The sequence below is a fragment of the Trebonia kvetii genome (assembly GCF_007827045.1).
GTDB classification, from domain to species: domain Bacteria; phylum Actinomycetota; class Actinomycetes; order Streptosporangiales; family Streptosporangiaceae; genus Trebonia; species Trebonia kvetii.
In genome coordinates this window covers 52,870-69,875 of record NZ_RPFW01000002.1, presented here as the reverse complement: position 1 = coordinate 69,875, position 17,006 = coordinate 52,870, and the positions used below count along the sequence as shown (strand labels likewise).

Annotated in this window: 18 protein-coding genes; 11 read left to right on the top strand and 7 right to left on the bottom strand. The window is 69.3% G+C overall.

The features are described from left to right. Positions 1–68: 68 nt before the first annotated feature. Positions 69–1,202, top strand: a complete 1,134-nt coding sequence (locus tag EAS64_RS09010) for a magnesium transporter CorA family protein (RefSeq protein ID WP_145852493.1) — start codon at positions 69–71, stop codon at positions 1,200–1,202. Positions 1,203–1,255: 53 nt separating this feature from the next. On the opposite strand, the gene EAS64_RS09005 is transcribed toward EAS64_RS09010, so the two are convergent. The 3 genes from EAS64_RS09005 to EAS64_RS08995 form a co-directional block, all read right to left on the bottom strand. Beyond that, entirely contained in the window at positions 1,256–2,041 is a 786-nt protein-coding gene (locus tag EAS64_RS09005) for a sigma-70 family RNA polymerase sigma factor (RefSeq protein ID WP_187365803.1), read from the bottom strand. A gap of 414 nt (positions 2,042–2,455) precedes the next feature. Beyond that, positions 2,456–3,190 carry a GAF and ANTAR domain-containing protein gene (locus EAS64_RS09000; protein WP_145852491.1) on the bottom strand — a complete coding sequence of 245 codons (735 nt, stop codon included), beginning with the start codon at positions 3,188–3,190 and terminating at the stop codon, positions 2,456–2,458. A 76-nt stretch (positions 3,191–3,266) separates the two neighbouring features. Beyond that, on the bottom strand, positions 3,267–3,995 hold the full coding sequence (locus EAS64_RS08995) for an ANTAR domain-containing protein (RefSeq protein ID WP_222849155.1): 729 nt from the start codon (positions 3,993–3,995) through the stop codon (positions 3,267–3,269). A gap of 739 nt (positions 3,996–4,734) precedes the next feature. Between EAS64_RS08995 and EAS64_RS08990 the strand changes: the two genes are divergently transcribed. The 5 genes from EAS64_RS08990 to EAS64_RS45695 all read left to right on the top strand — a co-directional run bounded on the left by EAS64_RS08990 (position 4,735) and on the right by EAS64_RS45695 (position 7,204). Next, positions 4,735–5,073 (top strand): hypothetical protein, encoded by a 339-nt coding sequence (locus EAS64_RS08990; protein ID WP_145852490.1) that lies wholly within the window; start codon positions 4,735–4,737, stop codon positions 5,071–5,073. 228 nt (positions 5,074–5,301) lie between these two features. Continuing rightward, positions 5,302–5,430, top strand: a complete 129-nt coding sequence (locus EAS64_RS46670) for a hypothetical protein (RefSeq protein ID WP_281283224.1) — start codon at positions 5,302–5,304, stop codon at positions 5,428–5,430. Between the two features lie 287 nt (positions 5,431–5,717). Next, positions 5,718–6,311 (top strand): nitroreductase family protein, encoded by a 594-nt coding sequence (locus EAS64_RS08985; RefSeq protein WP_145852489.1) that lies wholly within the window; start codon positions 5,718–5,720, stop codon positions 6,309–6,311. A gap of 120 nt (positions 6,312–6,431) precedes the next feature. Continuing rightward, positions 6,432–6,788: an aldo/keto reductase gene (locus tag EAS64_RS45700; RefSeq protein ID WP_246115597.1), complete on the top strand. Its 357-nt coding sequence runs from the start codon at positions 6,432–6,434 to the stop codon at positions 6,786–6,788. Next, a complete protein-coding gene (locus EAS64_RS45695) occupies positions 6,785–7,204 on the top strand; it encodes an aldo/keto reductase (RefSeq protein ID WP_342782043.1) in 420 nt (139 codons plus the stop codon). Before EAS64_RS45700 ends, EAS64_RS45695 begins: the two co-directional genes overlap by 4 nt. A gap of 30 nt (positions 7,205–7,234) precedes the next feature. On the opposite strand, the gene EAS64_RS08975 is transcribed toward EAS64_RS45695, so the two are convergent. After that, entirely contained in the window at positions 7,235–7,819 is a 585-nt protein-coding gene (locus tag EAS64_RS08975; protein WP_145852488.1) for a mycothiol transferase, read from the bottom strand. A 57-nt stretch (positions 7,820–7,876) separates the two neighbouring features. Next, complete coding sequence (fabG, locus tag EAS64_RS08970) at positions 7,877–8,641, bottom strand: 3-oxoacyl-ACP reductase FabG (protein ID WP_145852487.1); 765 nt, start codon at positions 8,639–8,641, stop codon at positions 7,877–7,879. Positions 8,642–8,867: 226 nt separating this feature from the next. On the opposite strand from fabG, the gene EAS64_RS08965 reads away from it, so the two are divergent. After that, positions 8,868–10,400, top strand: coding sequence for an APC family permease (locus EAS64_RS08965; RefSeq protein ID WP_145852486.1), 1,533 nt, complete (start codon positions 8,868–8,870; stop codon positions 10,398–10,400). A 9-nt stretch (positions 10,401–10,409) separates the two neighbouring features. Here EAS64_RS08965 and EAS64_RS08960 read toward each other — a convergent pair whose 3' ends face one another. Together EAS64_RS08960 and EAS64_RS08955 are read right to left on the bottom strand one after the other, a co-directional pair. Beyond that, on the bottom strand, positions 10,410–10,790 hold the full coding sequence (locus tag EAS64_RS08960; RefSeq protein ID WP_145852485.1) for a hypothetical protein: 381 nt from the start codon (positions 10,788–10,790) through the stop codon (positions 10,410–10,412). Positions 10,791–10,911: 121 nt separating this feature from the next. Continuing rightward, the gene (locus tag EAS64_RS08955) at positions 10,912–12,342 is read right to left on the bottom strand and encodes a glucose-6-phosphate dehydrogenase (protein ID WP_145852484.1); all 1,431 of its coding nucleotides are present in this window, start codon (positions 12,340–12,342) and stop codon (positions 10,912–10,914) included. An 87-nt stretch (positions 12,343–12,429) separates the two neighbouring features. Between EAS64_RS08955 and EAS64_RS08950 the strand changes: the two genes are divergently transcribed. The 4 genes from EAS64_RS08950 (at position 12,430) to EAS64_RS08935 (ending at position 17,003) form a co-directional block, all read left to right on the top strand. Next, a complete protein-coding gene (locus EAS64_RS08950) occupies positions 12,430–13,221 on the top strand; it encodes an IclR family transcriptional regulator (RefSeq protein ID WP_145852483.1) in 792 nt (263 codons plus the stop codon). Between the two features lie 70 nt (positions 13,222–13,291). Then, complete coding sequence (gene hutH / locus EAS64_RS08945; protein WP_145852482.1) at positions 13,292–14,827, top strand: histidine ammonia-lyase; 1,536 nt, start codon at positions 13,292–13,294, stop codon at positions 14,825–14,827. A 44-nt stretch (positions 14,828–14,871) separates the two neighbouring features. Beyond that, complete coding sequence (gene hutU / locus EAS64_RS08940; protein ID WP_145852481.1) at positions 14,872–16,536, top strand: urocanate hydratase; 1,665 nt, start codon at positions 14,872–14,874, stop codon at positions 16,534–16,536. Positions 16,537–16,616: 80 nt separating this feature from the next. Then, a complete protein-coding gene (locus tag EAS64_RS08935; RefSeq protein ID WP_145852480.1) occupies positions 16,617–17,003 on the top strand; it encodes an SCP2 sterol-binding domain-containing protein in 387 nt (128 codons plus the stop codon). The last annotated feature ends 3 nt before the right edge of the window (positions 17,004–17,006 follow it).

Below are 17,006 nucleotides of genomic sequence, written 5' to 3'. Positions count from 1 at the left end.
CCCTGCTCGTGCATGACCGTGTCCCCAGAGGTGAGATTCTGGGGCGCAAGCCGAAGCGAGGGGATCTCATGGGCGATATAGAAACGCGTGACGGAGCGCTGGGCGCTACAACGCTGCGGGACACCACCTTTCACGGCAACGACGCGGAGAAAGTCGCCGCGGACACAATCTGCCACGACACTCCCACGTTCTGCCAGGCACGAACCCGCTTGTACCGGCACGGCCGGCTGGCTGAACAGGGCTTCGCGGTCGCGCAGATCAGCGACTTCCTCGCGGAGGAAGGGACAACCGTCTGGCTCGACCTGCGCGACCCGGACCACGCCGACCTCGCGGTCCTGCAGGAGGAGTTCGGACTGCACCCCCTAGAGGTGGAGGACGCGGTCGTGGAGCGGGAACGGCCGAAGATCGACCGCTACCCCACCCACCTGTTCATGACCGCCTACGCCGCGCGGCTCGACAAGGCCACCGGCGAGCTGGCCACCAGCGAACTCGCCGCGTTCATCCTGCCGCGGGCGCTGATCACCATCCGCAAGGACGACGGCCTCGACATCGGCAAGGTAGTCGACCGGTGGGACGCCAACCCCGACCTCGCCAGGCACGGCGTCGGCTACCTGCTGCACGGCCTGCTCGACTACATCGTGGACGGCCACTTCGAGACCGTTCAGTCCCTCGACGACGAGGTGGAGGGACTGGAGGACGCCCTGTTCTCCCCGTCCACCCCGATGGACCTCCAGGTCCAGAAGCGGTCCTTCGAGCTGCGCAAGTCCCTCGTCCTGCTCCGCCGGGTGGTGCTGCCGATGCGCGAGGTGCTGAACACGATCATCCGCCGCGACCTGCACCACGTCGACGAGGAGATGATGCCGTACTACCAGGACGTCTACGATCACGTGCTGCGCGCCACCGAATGGACTGAGTCGCTGCGCGATCTGGTGACCACCATCCTGGAAACCAACCTGACCATCCAGGGCAACCGGATGAACGTCATCACCAAGAAGGTCACCAGCTGGGCCGCGATCATCGCCGTGCCCACGTTCATCACCGGCTTCTACGGCATGAACGTCCCCTACCCCGACTTCGGCAACCACGTCGGCTTCCTCGTCGCCACCGTGATCATGCTTGGCTCGGGCTGCCTGCTGTACTGGGTCTTCCGCCGCAACGACTGGCTGTTACCGGCCTGGCGGGTTCGCGGCACCAGCCAGTAGACCGGCCCTCCAGCCAAGCCTTCTGATACGGGCCTGATTGCTGCCGGCCCGTATCAGAAGGCTTGCTCCTCCAGGTCGAGCAGGCGCACGCGGAGGTACCCGAGCGCGCGGGCACGCAGCCGGGAGACGTGCATCTGGGAGATGCCAAGCTGCCGGCCGATCTCGCTCTGCGGCATACCGCCGTAGAAGTCCATCAGGAGGATCGCCTGCTCGCGGGAGGGCAGCCCACCCCAGTGCGCGGTCACGGCGTTCATATTGAGCATGTGCTCGATCCGCAGATCCTGCTCGCCGAGGGTGTCAGCCAGGGTGCCCATGCGGGGCTCACTGCCCAGCGGCGCGTCCAGCGAGGATGGCTGCAGGGCCAGTTCGGCTCGCCGGGCCTGCCGCAAGTCGCCGGTGCTGACCCCCAGGTGCCGGGCGATGTCGGATTCGGCCGGGATCCGGCCCAGTTCCTGGGCCAGCTGCCAGGTCGCGTCGCGCGCTTCGAGCATCAGGTCCTGCACGGAGCGCTTGACGTGGACCTGCCACCGCTTGTCACGGAAGTGCCGCTTGATCTCGCCGCTGATACACGGCCGCGCGTACGCGGCCAGGCTGCCGCAGATGGCCGGATCGAAGTTGCCGATCGCCTTCAGCAAGCCGATATACCCGAGCTGCATCAGGTCCTCGGCCGGCTCGGGGCTGTGCAGGTACCGCCGCACGCAGGAACGGACCAGCCAGCGGTAACGGGACACCAGCAGCTCGCACGCCGCCGCCCGCCGCCCGCTGCCCGGCGGCAGCAAGCCGACGATGCCGAGCAGCGCCCGGTCATCCAGCCCGGCCAGATCTCCGGTCGTCAGCAAGCCTGGCAGGACGGGGAAATCCGTCTCAAGATCACTGGCAGGTGCTCTTCGGGAGGAAATTGCAGTCATTCCAGCCTCGGCTCGCAGAAACCCAGTTAAGGTCAGCCGAGGTCCAGAGCGGCAAACGCGCCATCGTGCACTCGCGGGCACAATGACGTTCGCGTTAGTAATTACCGCTATCGCCACCCTAGGCCAGCGGGAACCCCTGTGGCAATCTCCTGGCGAAATGACACAGTCACGCCATCCGGGCCGCCGTTTGTCGACCCCCAGGGTCACAAGACCGGCGAGCGTGAAGGACTGCACCGTCGATCCTTCGACGGCCAGCTTCCGCGCACTGTCGCTGCAGGTGCGGGCGATGGGCCTGCTCGACCGCGGGCCGCCAGCCGCCGTCAGGAATGACTGACTGTCAGGCGATCACGCCAGCTTGGCGCCCGGGATGCGCGCGGTGCCGCGGATGACGTCGCCGGCCAGTTCGGTGAGGGGGTGGTTGTGGTCGCGTGCGTAGCCGCGCAGCATCACGAATGCCTCGTCGGGGGATACCCGGAGACGTTCGGCGAGGATTCCCTTGGCCTGCTCGATGATGACCCGGCTGTTGAGCGCGAGTTGCAGTTGCCCGGCTACGACCTCGTGGTGGCGCACGGCGCGTTCTTGCAGGATGCCGATGGTGGCCACGTCCACGAGCGCGGTGGCTGCCACCACGTCGGAAGGTGATAGTCCGTCCGGCGCGGTCCTGAACAGGTTCAGCGTCCCGATGACCTGGTCGCGAAGCCGCATCGGGATGGCGTGCACGCCGGCATAGCCCATCTCCAGCGCAGCGGCGGCGAACCGCGGCCACCGGCCCGCGGCGCGCTCGGAGTGGATATCGCTGACGATGACTGCCTGCCCGCTGCGGTAGCAGTCAAGGCAAGGCCCCTCGTCGTTCTGGATCTGGAACAGCTCCACGACCCTGGCCTGCTCGGTCGAGGCCGCTATCAGCCGCAGCGCACCACGGTTGTCGGCGAGCAGCAGCCCTGCCGCGTCCACCTCCAGCAGATCGACGCACCGGTCGGTGAGCGTCTGCAGGAACTCCATCAGGTCATACCCGGCGACGAGCGTGTCCGCCAGCTCGACAAACGCCTGCGCCAGCCGCTCATCCACGGTTGCTGCCATAACGCAACAATAGCCCTTGGGGCGGCACTTGAAGCCAGCGTCCCGTCAGGTCACGGCATCCGACGCGGCAAGGCCGTCACGCCGGCAGGGGGCCGGGATCCGGTTCGGGATCAAACCGCAGCAGCCGGGCGACCACCGCTCCCGCGACATCGCCAAGCGGCGCGCCGGCCGCGAACGCGTGCGCCCGCAGCCGCGTCAGCGCCTCCTCAAGCGACACCCCCAGCTGCACCGAGATCATCCCGGCCGCCTGGTGCACCTCCGCGCGGCTGTCCGACAGGCCATCAAGCGGGTGGTAGCCGGCCAACCCGCTGATCCCCGAGGAGGAGTCAAGCAGTAGCCGCAGCGCGATATCGGCGAAAACCAGCGCGTCCGCCAGCTGGCCCGCCGTCAGCGGCTCCGGCCGCGCCCGGTACAGCGAAAGCACCCCTGCCCGGATCGCCCCGGCCTGCAGCGGAAACGCGAACAGCGCCCGCGCCCCGGCCGCCACCGCCGCCGGGACGAACCCCGGCCATCGCCCAGCCACCGCCCCCAGGTCCGCGATCAGCACCGGAGACCCCACAAGGAGATCCTCCGCCCCCGGTCCTTCCCCCGTTGTGAACAGCAGCTCCTCAAGCCGGGCACTCAGCTCATCGGTAGCGCCAAGCGGCTCGCTCAGTCCAGGGCCGCTCACCGCCGTCACGCTCGCGCCGTCCACTGCCACGCAGCCCACGGCCGCCCGGCACAGCACCGCCAGCGACACCGGAACGCCGGTCCCACCAGCGGCGTCAATCCACGACCACACCCGCGCCGTCCGCTCGCCTGCCACATCACCATCCTCCCCCCGCAGCCCGTATTGGGCGGCTCACCCGCCAATTCTCCCGCGATGCTAGCCCGGAGGGAGTCCCTGCCGGGAAGCTGGCCCGCGTCAGGCGCCAACAGACGCCGATCGCCTGCGGGTCACGGGAACCGTGCGGCGGCTCGAACGCTACGCAGGGCAAACCGCACCTCTGACCCTAAGCCCGATGCGGTCATTGGTGGCGTTCGAAAATCCGTGCAGAGTGTGAACGTGGAACAGCTCCGTGGCGGCCTAGCCGCCGCCAAGCGCCCCGGCCACCCGATCAGGCAGGTGAAAGGAATTTGACCTACGGGTTAGCCGGATTGCGCGACAGATCGCGGTGGGAGAATTTCGCGGTCCTGCACTGCCTACCATTTTTCCCAGGGTGCAGCTGCCGGTATCCGGAGCGATATCTTCATAGGACGCGGTGCCGGCCCCCATGTCCAACGGTGGAATCGCCCTATCCACAAGGGACGGCAGAGCGTAGACTCAAAATACTGCTCCGGATCCCGGCTGCTGCCCGCACGAATGTGGCGGGTCAGCGCGCGACCCGGAGTTTTTGCATTCGGGCACCGGCACCCGAGGAGTCAGTCATGAGCACTGCCACATCGATCCTTCAAGTCCGAACCGCCGGCTCCGCCACCGCTTGCCGCCTGTCTGGCTGGGCAACCCGGTGAAGACGGCCACTGGGCCCCGGGATGACGAGCCGCCGGCGGCCGGGCGGCGGGTGATGAGTACCGGTGCCGCCATCACGCTGATCACGGTCGGCGCGATCTTGCGGTTCGCCCTGGCGGCAGGTTCACCGCACGGCCTGAACGTGCACGTCGTTGGCATCGTGTTGATCCTGGCCGGAATACTGGGCTTGCTGCTGTCGCTGTTCCTGCGCGGTGGCTCGCGACGGCCCCGCTCCCTCGTCCGCCAAGGCCGCGGTGGGTACTACAGCTTGCCCGGCCCTAGCGCGCGCCTGAAGAGGACGAAGCAGGCCGCGGCCGAAGACGTCGCAGAGGTCCTTGGCGACAATAGGTTCTTCGCCAAGGATGCGCCAGGACGTGAGGAAGAAGATATTTAGACCGGCTCCGGAGTTCTCCTTCACACGAGAGCCGGAAGGGGCGTAATGTGAGAGAGTTGCCCCGGACCCTGGCAACCGCACCTGCGCGATATCCGCGGGGACAGCGGCAGGGACCGGGGTTTTTTCGTGAATAGGCGGTGTCGGCAAAACGTCACGGCTGAAGGCGGCAGACAGCTCCAGGGATCCTGCCGCGAGAGATATCTGCAACTCAGATTCCTGGAGTGCGTCATGATCATAATTGTCGGGCTCGTCATCTTGGTCGGGGTGTCGGCGGTCGGGGTGATGGCCATGGCCGGGCGGAACCTGGTTGGTTCCGCCCGCCGCACCTCGCGGCGCAGCCCTGGGGCCCGCCGCTAACGGCCGCCGTCCCGCCGCGAGATCGCGGCCGACCTGACACTGACCGCCCACCGTGGGACACGGCGCAGAGCCACCCGCGACGGCACGGCCGGCGACGGGCGCAGGCCCTGCAGGGGCGGGCCTGCTCTCCACGGCCTCCGCCGCAACGACTGACTGTGACCGAAGCGGCGGGAGCCGGGCCTTGCCGGGGACTTCCTGTCCGGAATAGTTGAAGCATCAACCATGTTACAGCGCGCGTGAATTCCACCTTCCGGAGCCGGCCGGCACCGGAGAATCGGAGGACCGACATGCGCAAGCCCGCGACCACCGCGGTTCCCGTTCACCCGCTGCTGGCGGAGCGCTGGAGCCCGCGTGGGTTCGACCGGCAGCACCAGGTCAGCGACGACCAGGTCACCGCGCTGCTGGAGGCGGCACGGTGGGCACCCTCGGCGAGCAACAGCCAGCCATGGCGGTTCCTGGTGACAAGCCGCGGCGATCTTGCTCACCGCCAGCTCTTCGCCGCGCTCGCCCCCGGCAACCGGGACTGGGCGGACGCGGCCAGCACCCTTATCCTCGTCGCGGCCCGCACCGCCGCCGATGGCGCACCACAGCCGTGGGCGCTCTATGACACGGGACAGGCCGTCGCCTCACTGGTCACCCAAGCCCAGGCTCAGGGACTGTCAGTGCACCAGATCGGCGGCTTCGACAGCGACGCCGTCCGGGCCGAGTTCAACCTGGACCGGGAGCTCACTCCGGTGGTAGTCCTCGCGGTCGGGCGCGCCGACCCGAACGCCGAGCTCCCCACCCACCTCGCCGCACGCGAAGCGGCACCACGGACGCGGCACCCGGTCAGCGACCTGCTGCTTACCGCCGCGGCGGCCACCCATCTCCGCGCGGCGTGAACCATCGGAACTCACGGCGATCACTGGGATCCGGCGAGGACCGCTCACCTGGCCTGCCGCGAAGATGAGAGCACTTCGCACGGCACACGTGCCTCGGCCAGGCCAACGGGAGGCGGTTTTATGGAGCAGGGATACGACCTGGGTGGTTCGTTCGCGCTCGGCCCGCGGCGGGTGCGCCGGGCCGGATACGGGGCGATGCAACTCGCCGGTGACGGGGTCTTCGGGCCACCGCGAGACCGGGACGAGGCGCTGGCGGTCCTGCGGGCGGCGGTCGAGGCCGGGGTGGACCACATCGACACCGCGCAGTACTACGGGGCAGGCACGGTGAACGAGCTCATCCGCGAGGCGCTGCACCCTTACCCAAACGGGCTGGCGATCGTGAGCAAGGTGGCCGCCCGCCGCGACGCCGGTGGCGCGCTGCCGCGGTTCGATGAGCCGCATCAACTCCGCCGGTCCGGGCCAGAGAGGAAGGCCTGATTGACGGCATCGGCCTCAGCAACATCTCCCGGGAGCACCTGCTGAGGGCAGTCGCCCAGACGGAGATCGCCTGCGTGCAGAACCTCTTCAACCTGGCGGACCAGCGGGCCCTGGACGTCCTGACGGAGTGCACGGCGCGAGGCATCGCCTTCGTCCCGTTCTGCCCGCTGGGATTGCCCGGCGAAGCGCACCACCAGTTGCTGGGGAACCCCGTACTCGGCGCGCTGGCGCTCCGCCTGCACGCGTCCCCGGCCCAGGTCGCCCTCGCCTGGCTGCTCGACCTCGCGCCGAACATTCTCCTCATCCCCGGAACCCGGACGCGCGCGCATCTCGCTGAAAACCTCGCCGCCGCCAGCCTCCACCTTGACGACTCGGCGCGCGCCGAGCTGGCGCGGCCGTTCACCACGATGGCGTGACGACGGGCGGCCAGGCTACTCCCGCCGCAGTTATCGTCCGCCCGGCATCCGGTAGTCGCCGGACACCGGACGCCAGTCGCTCGGCGGATCCTCGCCGGTCACGCCGTCCACCGCCTCGCGGAGCAGGTCCGCGTGCCCGGTGTGCCGCCCGTACTCCTCGATCAGGTCGGTCACCAGGCGCCGCAGGCTGGCGTGCTCGCCGTCCGCGTTGGCCGCCACCTTCTGGTCAAGGCCCCCGTCCTTGGCCAGTGCCGCCGACAGCCGCTGCCGCGACCGCTCCACCCCGCCGTCCCACAGCAGGTAGAGCGTCTCCGGCTTGTCGTCTGCCGCGGTGGCGAACTCCCAGTCCGGGTTGGCGTCCCAGTCGACCTCCGGCCATGGCTCGCCGAGCGTCTCCCCCGCGTACTTCACGCTGAACATGTAGTCCTCGTTGATGGCGAGGTGCTTGAGCAGCCCGCCCAGGGTCAGCGACGACGCGCCGATCCGCTGGCCCAGGCCCGCGGAGTCAAGCCCGTCCGCCTTGAACCGGAAGGTGGTCCGCATGCGCTCGAGCGCGCCGATCAGCTGCTGCTCCTCAGTGCCCGCCATTGGCGGTTCCCACGGTGCGTGTGTCATGGACGAGACGCTAGACCGGATCCCGGACGTTCTGCTGCCGAGATCCGCGGCGCCGGCTCAACTAGCGACGGCGTCTGGTGACTCGGGCAGCACTTGGCCGCCGTCCACCACGATCGTCTGCCCGGTGATGTAGCCGGCCTCATCGGTCGCGAAGAACAGCGCCGCGTGACCGATCTCTTCGACGGTGCCGAGGCGGCGCAAAGGGATCGCCGCGGTCATGCCGGCGATGTAGTCCTCCCCCAGCCCGGCGAGGCCTTCGGTCATGATGTTGCCGGGAAGCACCGCGTTCACCGTGATGCCGTCGCGGGCGAGTTCGATCGCCGCCGTGCGCAGGAACCCGAGCTGGCCGGCCTTGGAGGCTCCGTAGTGCGTCCACCCCGGATAGCCGGTGACCGGCCCGGTGATGGAGCTGGTGAGGATGACCCTGCCGCGGCCGGACCGGCGCAGCAGCGGCAGGCAGGCCTGGACGGACAGGATCGTGCCCTTCAGATTAACGCCGAGGACCTGGTCGATCTCGTCCTCGGTCACTTCGGCAAGCGGCGCGGAGGGGAAGATGCCGGCGTTGGCGCACAGCACGTCGACGCCGCCCAGCTTCTCGTCCGCCTCGGCCGCGACCCGCGCGCAGTCCGCCTTGCGCGCGACGTCCGCGATCACGTAACCCGCTGCGCCGGTCTCGGCGGCGGCGACCCGAGCGGACGACTCGTCGCGACCGGTGATCAGCACGCGCGCGCCCGCTCGTGCGAACACCGCCGCGATGCCCTTGCCGATGCCGCGGGTCCCCCCGGTGACCACGACCGCGCGCCCCGCGATGGAGGTGAACATGACCCGCGCTCCCCTTTCGTAAGGGTGCCCGGCGATGGCACCAGGAGGATAATCCCGCGCCTTTTCCCGGCGCGGGTTACGGACGTCGAAACTGTAATGGACCCGGCAAGTTACGGTATCGTCCTTCCCGTTTCCTGGATGTTAATTCGATTTACCGCTATTGATTCACCCTTTCATTCGCTGTTACGTTCCCCGCGCAAGCATCGTGTCTGGAAGGGAATGGCCTGTGGCACAGACAGAGCCGGTGACCGCGCCCGCGGTTTCCGAGGATTTCGACATCTCCGCGCGGGAAGACGTCGCCAAGCTCCGCAGGGGCGCGGTCGGGCTCGGCGGGGTGCTGTTCCTGACCCTGACTGGCTCCGCGCCCATCACCGCGATGCTGCTCAACACGCCGATCGTGGTCGGCTCGGGCGAGGGCATCGGCACGCCGGCCGCCTTTATCGTCGCGACCATCGTGTTGGCCGTGTTCTCCGTCGGCTATGTCGCCATGTCCCGCAAGAAGACAACCGCCGGCGGCTTCTACGCCTACATCAGCCACGGACTTGGCCGGGAGATCGGCTTCGGCGCGGGATTCGGCTCGCTGGTCGCCTATGGCGTCTTCGAGGCGTCGCTCGCCGGCGGGTTCGCCTACTTCGCCAACCTCAAGCTGGCATCGCTCGGCCTGAACGTCGGCTGGGCGCCGCTCGCGCTCGGCATGGTTGTCGTCATCGGCGTGCTGACCTATTTCGATGTGAGCTTCTCCGCCAAGATCCTCGCGGTCGGCCTCATCACCGAGGTGCTGATCCTGCTGCTCTTCGACGCGATGCTGCTCGCCAAGGGGCACTTGTACTGGTCGGCCCTGAATCCCGTCAATGCGTTCCAGTCCTTTCCCGCCTCAGGCAAGCTCGCCGCCGGCGCGGTCGGCGTCGGCCTGTTCTTCGCATTCTGGTCCTGGGTCGGCTTCGAGATGGCGCCGAACTACGGCGAGGAATCCCGCGACCCGAAGAAGAACATCGGGCGGGCGATGTATATCTCCGTCCTTGGCCTCGGCGCCTTCTACACCCTGACCTCCTGGGCGTCGCTGGCCGGCTATCCGTCGGTCAAGTCGGCCATCGCGTCGGCGCAGAGCGACCCGGCCAACTTCTTCTTCGCACCGTCCACCCAGTACGCCGGCCACTGGGTCACGTCGGTGATGAGCTACCTGATCATCACCGGCTCGTTCGCGTGCGGCATGGCCTTCCACAACACCACCGCCAGGTATGCCTACTCGCTGGGCCGCGAGGGGATGCTGCCGCCCGTTCTCGGCAAGACGCACCCCCGGTGGCAGTCACCGCACATCGCCTCGATCGCGACCTCGCTACTCTCTTTGCTCATCATCGGCCTGTTCGCGATATTCGTCGGCACCGGCGACCCGAGCTCCCAGGCCTACGGGCAGCTGTACGGGCTGATGGCGGTCATGGGCGTCATCATCATCTTGTCGGTCCAGGCGCTGGTGTCCCTGGCGATCGTCGTCTACTTCCTGCGCCATCACGGGGATGAGGTCCACTGGTGGCGGACGCTCCTCGCCCCGGTGCTCGCCTTCATCAGCCAGGGCTACGTCGTGTACCTGCTGTTCGAGAACCTCAACTTCCTCGGGGCCGGGTCCTACGGGTACGCAAAGCTGTTCGGCCCGGTCGACCTCGCGGTGGTGCTGATCGGCGTCGGCCTCGCCTTCTACTACAAAAAGTTCAAGCCGCAGACCTTCGAGAAGGTGGGCCGGCTGATCAACGAGGGCCTGTAGCGCGGCCGCTCAGGTCTCCGTGTGCCCCAGGTCAGGCCCGGGGACGAAGCGCAGCGTGCCGCTGGTCGTCGCGCCCAGTTCCAGGATGATCAGCTCGTTCCCCTCCTTCCTGGTGACCGGCCCCGGCACGTACAGCGTCCGCTGGGGGCCGCGCGACCAGTACCGGCCAAGGCAGAACCCGTTGAGCCAGGCGACGCCCTTGCCCAGCCCGTCGGTGCTGAGGAAGAGGTCGCCCGCGCCTGACAGGTCGAAGACCGCGCGGGCGAAGGCGGGCCCGGCCACCGCACGGGCCGGCCCGGCGGGCTGCGCCCGCAGCGCCTCGGCGGCCGACGTCACGTCGTCGAGCGGCAGCGGCAGCACCCGCCAGCCGCGGAGGGGCAAGCCGCCCACCGTGAACACCACCATCGACGTACGCGCCTGGGACGACCGGATGATCGCCGCGGGCGCGGCGGGAATCACGCTCGCCGCCCCGCTGGCCGCGCCGCGGCAGCGCGGCTGATCAGCGGGCGTGCTACTGGCCGAGAAGCCAGGTCATGGGCGCGACGAGATCCCGCGCCTCGGCCGGTCCCCACGATCCGGGCGGGTAGGAGCTGACCTGCGGCGGCCGCGACAGCAGGGGTTCGGCGACCCGCCACACCGCGGCGAGCCCATCCGGTCTGGTGAACAGCGAGCGGTCGCCGAGGAGCACGTCATGGATCAACCGGACGTACGCCGGCAGCGGTTGCGCGCCGGAGAGGCCGGACAGCGGGATGGACGCGTGCGCCACATCGAGATCGAGCGCTGGACCGGGCTTCTTGGCCACCAGGGAGAGATCGATCTCGCCGTCTCCGGCGAGTGAGAAGGAAAGTATGTTTCCGCTGCGCGGCAGCCTGCCGGCCAGCGGTCCCGCCGGTTCGCGCAGGATCAGGCTGACCCGCTGCGCCGTCGCGGCCATCCGCTTGCCGGTGCGCAGGTAGAACGGCACACCACGCCAGCGGTCGGTGTCGATCCAGAGCCGGGCGGCGACGAAGGTGTCCCGGGTGGAACGCGGATCGACACCGGGAATGTCGCGGTATCCGGCGAACTGGCCGAGCACCACCTCGGCGGGGTCGAGGGGCCGGAAGCAGTTGATGACCGTTTCCCTGGCGGCCTGCAAATCCAGCGAGCCGAGGGTGGCCGGCGGCTCCATGGCGATCTCGGCGGCCACCTGGAACAGGTGGGTGACGAGCATGTCGAGCACCGCGCCGGTGGCGTCGTAGAACTGAGCCCGGTCGCTGACGTCGAGCGTCTCCGGCACGTCGATCTGCACCGACTCGACATGCCTGCGGTTCCAGAACGCGGCCGACGACTCGTTGGCGAACCGCAGCACGTGCAGGTCCTGGGTGGCTTCCTTCCCCAGGAAATGGTCGATCCGGTACACCTGCTGCTCGTCGAGGACCGAATGAACGACCCGGTCGAGTTCACGGAAGGCATCGCCAGACGTGCCGAACGGCTTTTCATAGACAACGCGGGCACCCGATGAGAGCCCGTGCTGGCCAAGGGCCTTCGTCAGCCCGGCAAAGGCGACGGGCGGAACGGCCAGGTAATGCACAAGCAGCGGGTCGGGGCCGACCGACCCCCGGGCTGTGCTGATCACGTCAAGAAGGCTGCCTGGGCTTTCTGAGCTGAACCCGCCGCCGGCGAAGAACACCCGCTCCGCGAAGGCGTCCCACTCCCCCGGTTCCGGTTCCGGACCGAACTCGGTCAGCGCGTCACGAAAACTGGTACGGAAGTCCTCGTGCGCCAGGTCACCGCGGCCGTTCCCCACCAGCACCCACTGCGCGGGCAGCAGCCGTTCGCGTGCCAGCCGGTAGAACGCCGGGAGCACCAGCCGCCTGGACAGATCCCCTGTCGCCCCGAACAGAACGAAGACCGTCGGACCTGGATCGCCCGCCGTCTCGGTATGCTGCGTCGCTGTTGCCATGAACTCACGCTACGTGAGGGTCCCGTCCGGGGCCACGGCGCCTTTACGTGAGCGTCTGGTCGGGGTTCTCAGCCGTAGGATGCGGCTGTGGCAGTAGTCCCGGCCGCCGCGCAGGCATTGGCGGTGCTTCAGTACCTTGGCACGCAGGCGCAGCCGGCGGCCGCGGCGGCCATCAGCCGTGAGCTTGACCTGCCGAGGTCCACGACCTACCACCTGCTCGACACGCTGATCCGGGCCGGATTCGTGGTCCACCTCGCCGAGGAGCGGCGGTACGCGCTCGGCGTCGCCGTGTACGAACTGGCCTCGGGCTACGCACGGCAGACGTCGCTGCAGCGGCTGGCGCGAGCGCCGCTGGCCGCCCTGGTGGACAACACCGGCCAGAATGCGCACCTGGCGATCATGCACGGGCGTGACGTCATCTACGTCATCGAGGAGCGCGCGACCGGCCGGCCTCCGCTCATCACGGACGTCGGCGTGCGATTGCCCGCGCACCTGACCGCGAGCGGCCGGGCGATGCTGGCGCTGATGCCCAAGGCGCAGGTGCGAGCGCTCTACGCAGACCCGGGCAGCTTCGTGCTGCGCAATGACCGGGGCCCGAGATCGCTCTCCGCGCTCAGGCACCTGCTGGCCGACGCTCGCCACCGGGGATTCGCATCGGAGGACGGCGAGGTGACACCCGAGTTCGCCTCGGTCGCGGTCGCCGCCACCGATCGCGCCGGCTACCCGGCCGCGGCCGTGGCGGTGACATTCCCGAGCGCGGAGGTCGGCGCGCGCGAGCAAGAGCAACTCGCCGCACGGGCAGCAAGGACCGCCGCCGAAGTCAGCCGGCGACTGGGCGCCGCCGCGGCGGAAGACCATCACGCGGCGGCGTCCGGCTGAATCTGTAATCCCAGACAATGTCCGCTGCGCGAGAGGTCACAAGCCGCGGTCCGCGCCGCACCATGGGGTTATGAACGAGATCGCAGTGGGCGTCGAGGCGCTGACGCAGCACCAGGTACTCGCCGTCGCCCGTCATGACGCGCGGGTGCGGCTGAGCGACGAGGCACGCAAGGCCATCGTCGCGAGCCGGGATGTCATCGAGGCGCTTGCTGACGATCCCGAGCCGCACTACGGGATCTCCACGGGGTTCGGCGCGCTGGCGACCAAGCACATCGCCGCCGCGGACCGCGCGGCCCTGCAGCGCAGCCTCATCCGCTCGCACGCGGCCGGCTCCGGGCCGGAGGTCGAGCGCGAGGTGATCCGCGCGCTGATGCTGCTGCGCCTGTCGACGCTGGCCACGGGCCGCACGGGCGTGCGCCTGGAGACCGCGGAGACCTACGCGGCGATGCTGAACGCGGGCATCACGCCCGTTGTGCACGAGTTCGGTTCGCTGGGCTGCTCGGGCGACCTCGCTCCGCTCGCGCACTGCGCGCTCGCCGCGATGGGCGAGGGCACGGTACGCGTCGGCGGCGAGGCGCGGCCCGCGGCCGACGCGCTCGCCGCGGCCGGCATCACGCCTGTCGTGCTGCGCGAGAAGGAGGGTCTGGCGCTGACCAACGGCGTCGACGGCATGCTCGGCATGCTGACGCTGGCCACCCACGACCTCGCGCTGCTATTCCGCACGGCCGACCTCGCCGCCGCGATGAGCGTCGAGGCCCAGCTCGGGACGGACGCGGTGTTCGCCGCGGACCTGCAGGCGCTGCGCCCGCATCCCGGTCAGGCCGACAGCGCCGCCAACCTGCGGGCGCTGCTCGCCGGCTCCGCCATTATGGCCAGCCACCGCGGTCCGCAGTGCACCCGCGTGCAGGACGCCTATTCGCTGCGCTGCTCGCCGCAGGTGCACGGGGCGGGGCGCGACACGCTCGCACACGCGTGCCTGGTCCGCGACCGGGAGCTCGCGAGCGCGGTTGACAACCCCGTCGTCACGCTCGACGGCCGGGTGGAGAGCAACGGCAATTTCCACGGCGCGCCGGTCGGCTACGTGCTGGACTTCCTGGCCATCGCCGCGGCCGACCTCGCGTCGGTCGCCGAACGGCGCACCGACCGGTTCCTTGACCGCGCCCGCAACCACGGGCTGCCCGCGTTCCTCGCCGACGACCCCGGGGTGGACTCCGGCTACATGATCGCCCAGTACACCCAGGCCGCGCTCGTCTCGGAACTGAAGCGGCTGGCCGTTCCTGCCTCCGTCGACTCGATCCCGTCAAGCGCGATGCAGGAAGACCATGTCTCGATGGGCTGGTCGGCCGCCCGCAAGCTGCGCCGTGCCGTCGACGCCCTGACGCAGGTGCTGGCGATCGAGATCCTCACCGCCGCCCGGGCGCTCGACCTGCGCCTGCCGCTCACCCCCGCTCCGGCGACGGCCGCGGCCCGCGACGCCCTGCGCCAGCGGGTCGCCGGCCCTGGCCCGGACCGCTACCTCGCCCCCGACATCGCGGCCGCCGTGGAACTCGTCAGGTCCGGGCGACTCGTCGCGGCCGCCGAGGCCGTCTGCGGCCCGCTGCTCTGATCCGTCCCGACACCGAGCCTGTTACAGCACCGAGGAGAACCGACATGGAAGGCGCCCGCCCCGTCCGCGCTCCGCGCGGCACCACGCTCACCGCCCGGTCCTGGCAGACCGAGGCACCGTTGCGAATGCTGATGAACAACCTCGACCCCGAGGTCGCCGAGCGCCCCGACGACCTCGTCGTCTACGGTGGCACCGGCCGCGCGGCCCGCAACTGGGCCAGCTACGACGCGATCGTCCGCACCCTCACCGAGCTGCGCGAGGACGAGACGATGCTCGTGCAGTCAGGCAAGCCGGTCGGCGTCATGCGGACCCATGAGTGGGCGCCGCGGGTGCTGATCGCCAACTCCAACCTCGTCGGCGACTGGGCCACCTGGCCGGAGTTCCGCCGCTTGGAACAGCTCGGCCTGATGATGTACGGCCAGATGACCGCCGGGTCGTGGATCTACATCGGCACCCAGGGCATCCTGCAGGGCACCTACGAGACGTTCGCCGCCGTCGCGGAAAAGCGCTTCAATGGCTCCCTGGCCGGCACGCTCACCGTCACCGGCGGCTGCGGCGGCATGGGCGGCGCGCAGCCGCTCGCGGTCACGCTGAACGACGGCGTGTGCCTGGTCGTCGACGTCGACCCCGCGCGGCTGCGGCGCCGCGTGGAGCATCGGTATCTCGACGAAGTCGCCGACGGGCTCGATGACGCGATCGCGCGGTGCGAGCGCGCCAGGGCCGAGCGGCGCGCACTGTCCGTTGGCCTTGTCGGCAACAGCGCCGTTGTGCTGCCCGAACTGCTGCGCCGCGGGGTGGCGGTGGACATCGTCACCGACCAGACGTCGGCGCACGACCCGCTGTCCTATCTGCCCGAGGGCGTGGACCTCGGCGACTGGGACGATTACGCGAGCAAGAAGCCCGAGGAATTCACCGAACGGGCTCGTGCTTCGATGGCCAGGCACGTCGAGGCGATGGTCGGCTTCCAGGACGCCGGCGCCGAGGTCTTCGACTACGGCAACTCCATCCGCGACGAGGCGCGCCGCGGCGGTTTCGCGCGGGCATTCGCGTTCCCCGGCTTCGTGCCCGCGTACATCCGGCCGCTGTTCACGCAGGGCAAGGGGCCGTTCCGGTGGGCCGCGCTGTCCGGCGACCCGAATGACATCTACGCCACCGACCGGGCGGTGCTTGAGCTGTTCCCCGACAACACAAGGCTGCACAAGTGGATCGGCGCCGCGCAGCAGCGCGTCGCGTTCCAGGGGCTGCCCGCGCGGATCTGCTGGCTCGGGTACGGCGAGCGCGACAAGGCGGGCGCGCGGTTCAACGAGATGGTGGCATCCGGCGAGCTCAGCGCTCCGGTCGTCATCGGCCGTGACCACCTCGACTGCGGCTCGGTCGCGTCACCGTACCGTGAGTCCGAGGGCATGGCCGACGGTTCCGACGCGATCGCCGACTGGCCGCTGCTCAACGCGCTTGTCAACACCGCGTCCGGCGCCTCCTGGGTGTCGCTGCACCACGGCGGGGGCGTGGGCATCGGCCGGTCGATCCACGCCGGCCAGGTGACCGTCGCCGACGGCACGCCGCTCGCAGCGGCCAAGATCGAGCGGGTGCTCACCAACGACCCGGGCATGGGCGTCATCCGGCACATCGACTCCGGCGACGCATCCGACGACGCTCCGCTGCGGGCGCACCCGGACGGCGGAGTCCGCGTCCCGATGAGCCGCTCATGAGGTGCGCCCGGGTTCTTCCAGAAGAATAGAACTTGTTATAACTTTGCTCCGATGCCTGGCGACAAGGGAGATGAGCAAGGATGCCGGTCAAGTACCTGTCACCGGAATGGATCGACGCCTACAACGCGGCCGTGGCCGCCGACGACGCGGTGCGCAAGGCACTGAAGGGCAAGAGCGCGGTCATCCAGATGGTGGTCGCCGACGCGCCCGCCGGCGAGGTCCATTACTCGCTCCGCATCGCCGACGGCACCGCCGCGGTCAGCCTCGGCGACGCCGGGGACGCCGAGGTCACCATCCGTCAGTCCTATGAGACGTCGGCGCAGGTCAACAGGGGCGAACTGGACGGCGCGAAGGCGTTCACGCAGGGCAAGGTCAAGATCACCGGCAAGATGATGAAGATGATGCAGCTGCGCGGGCCGCTGGCTGAGGTGCAGAAGGTGCTTGACACCATCGACACCGAGTACTGACCT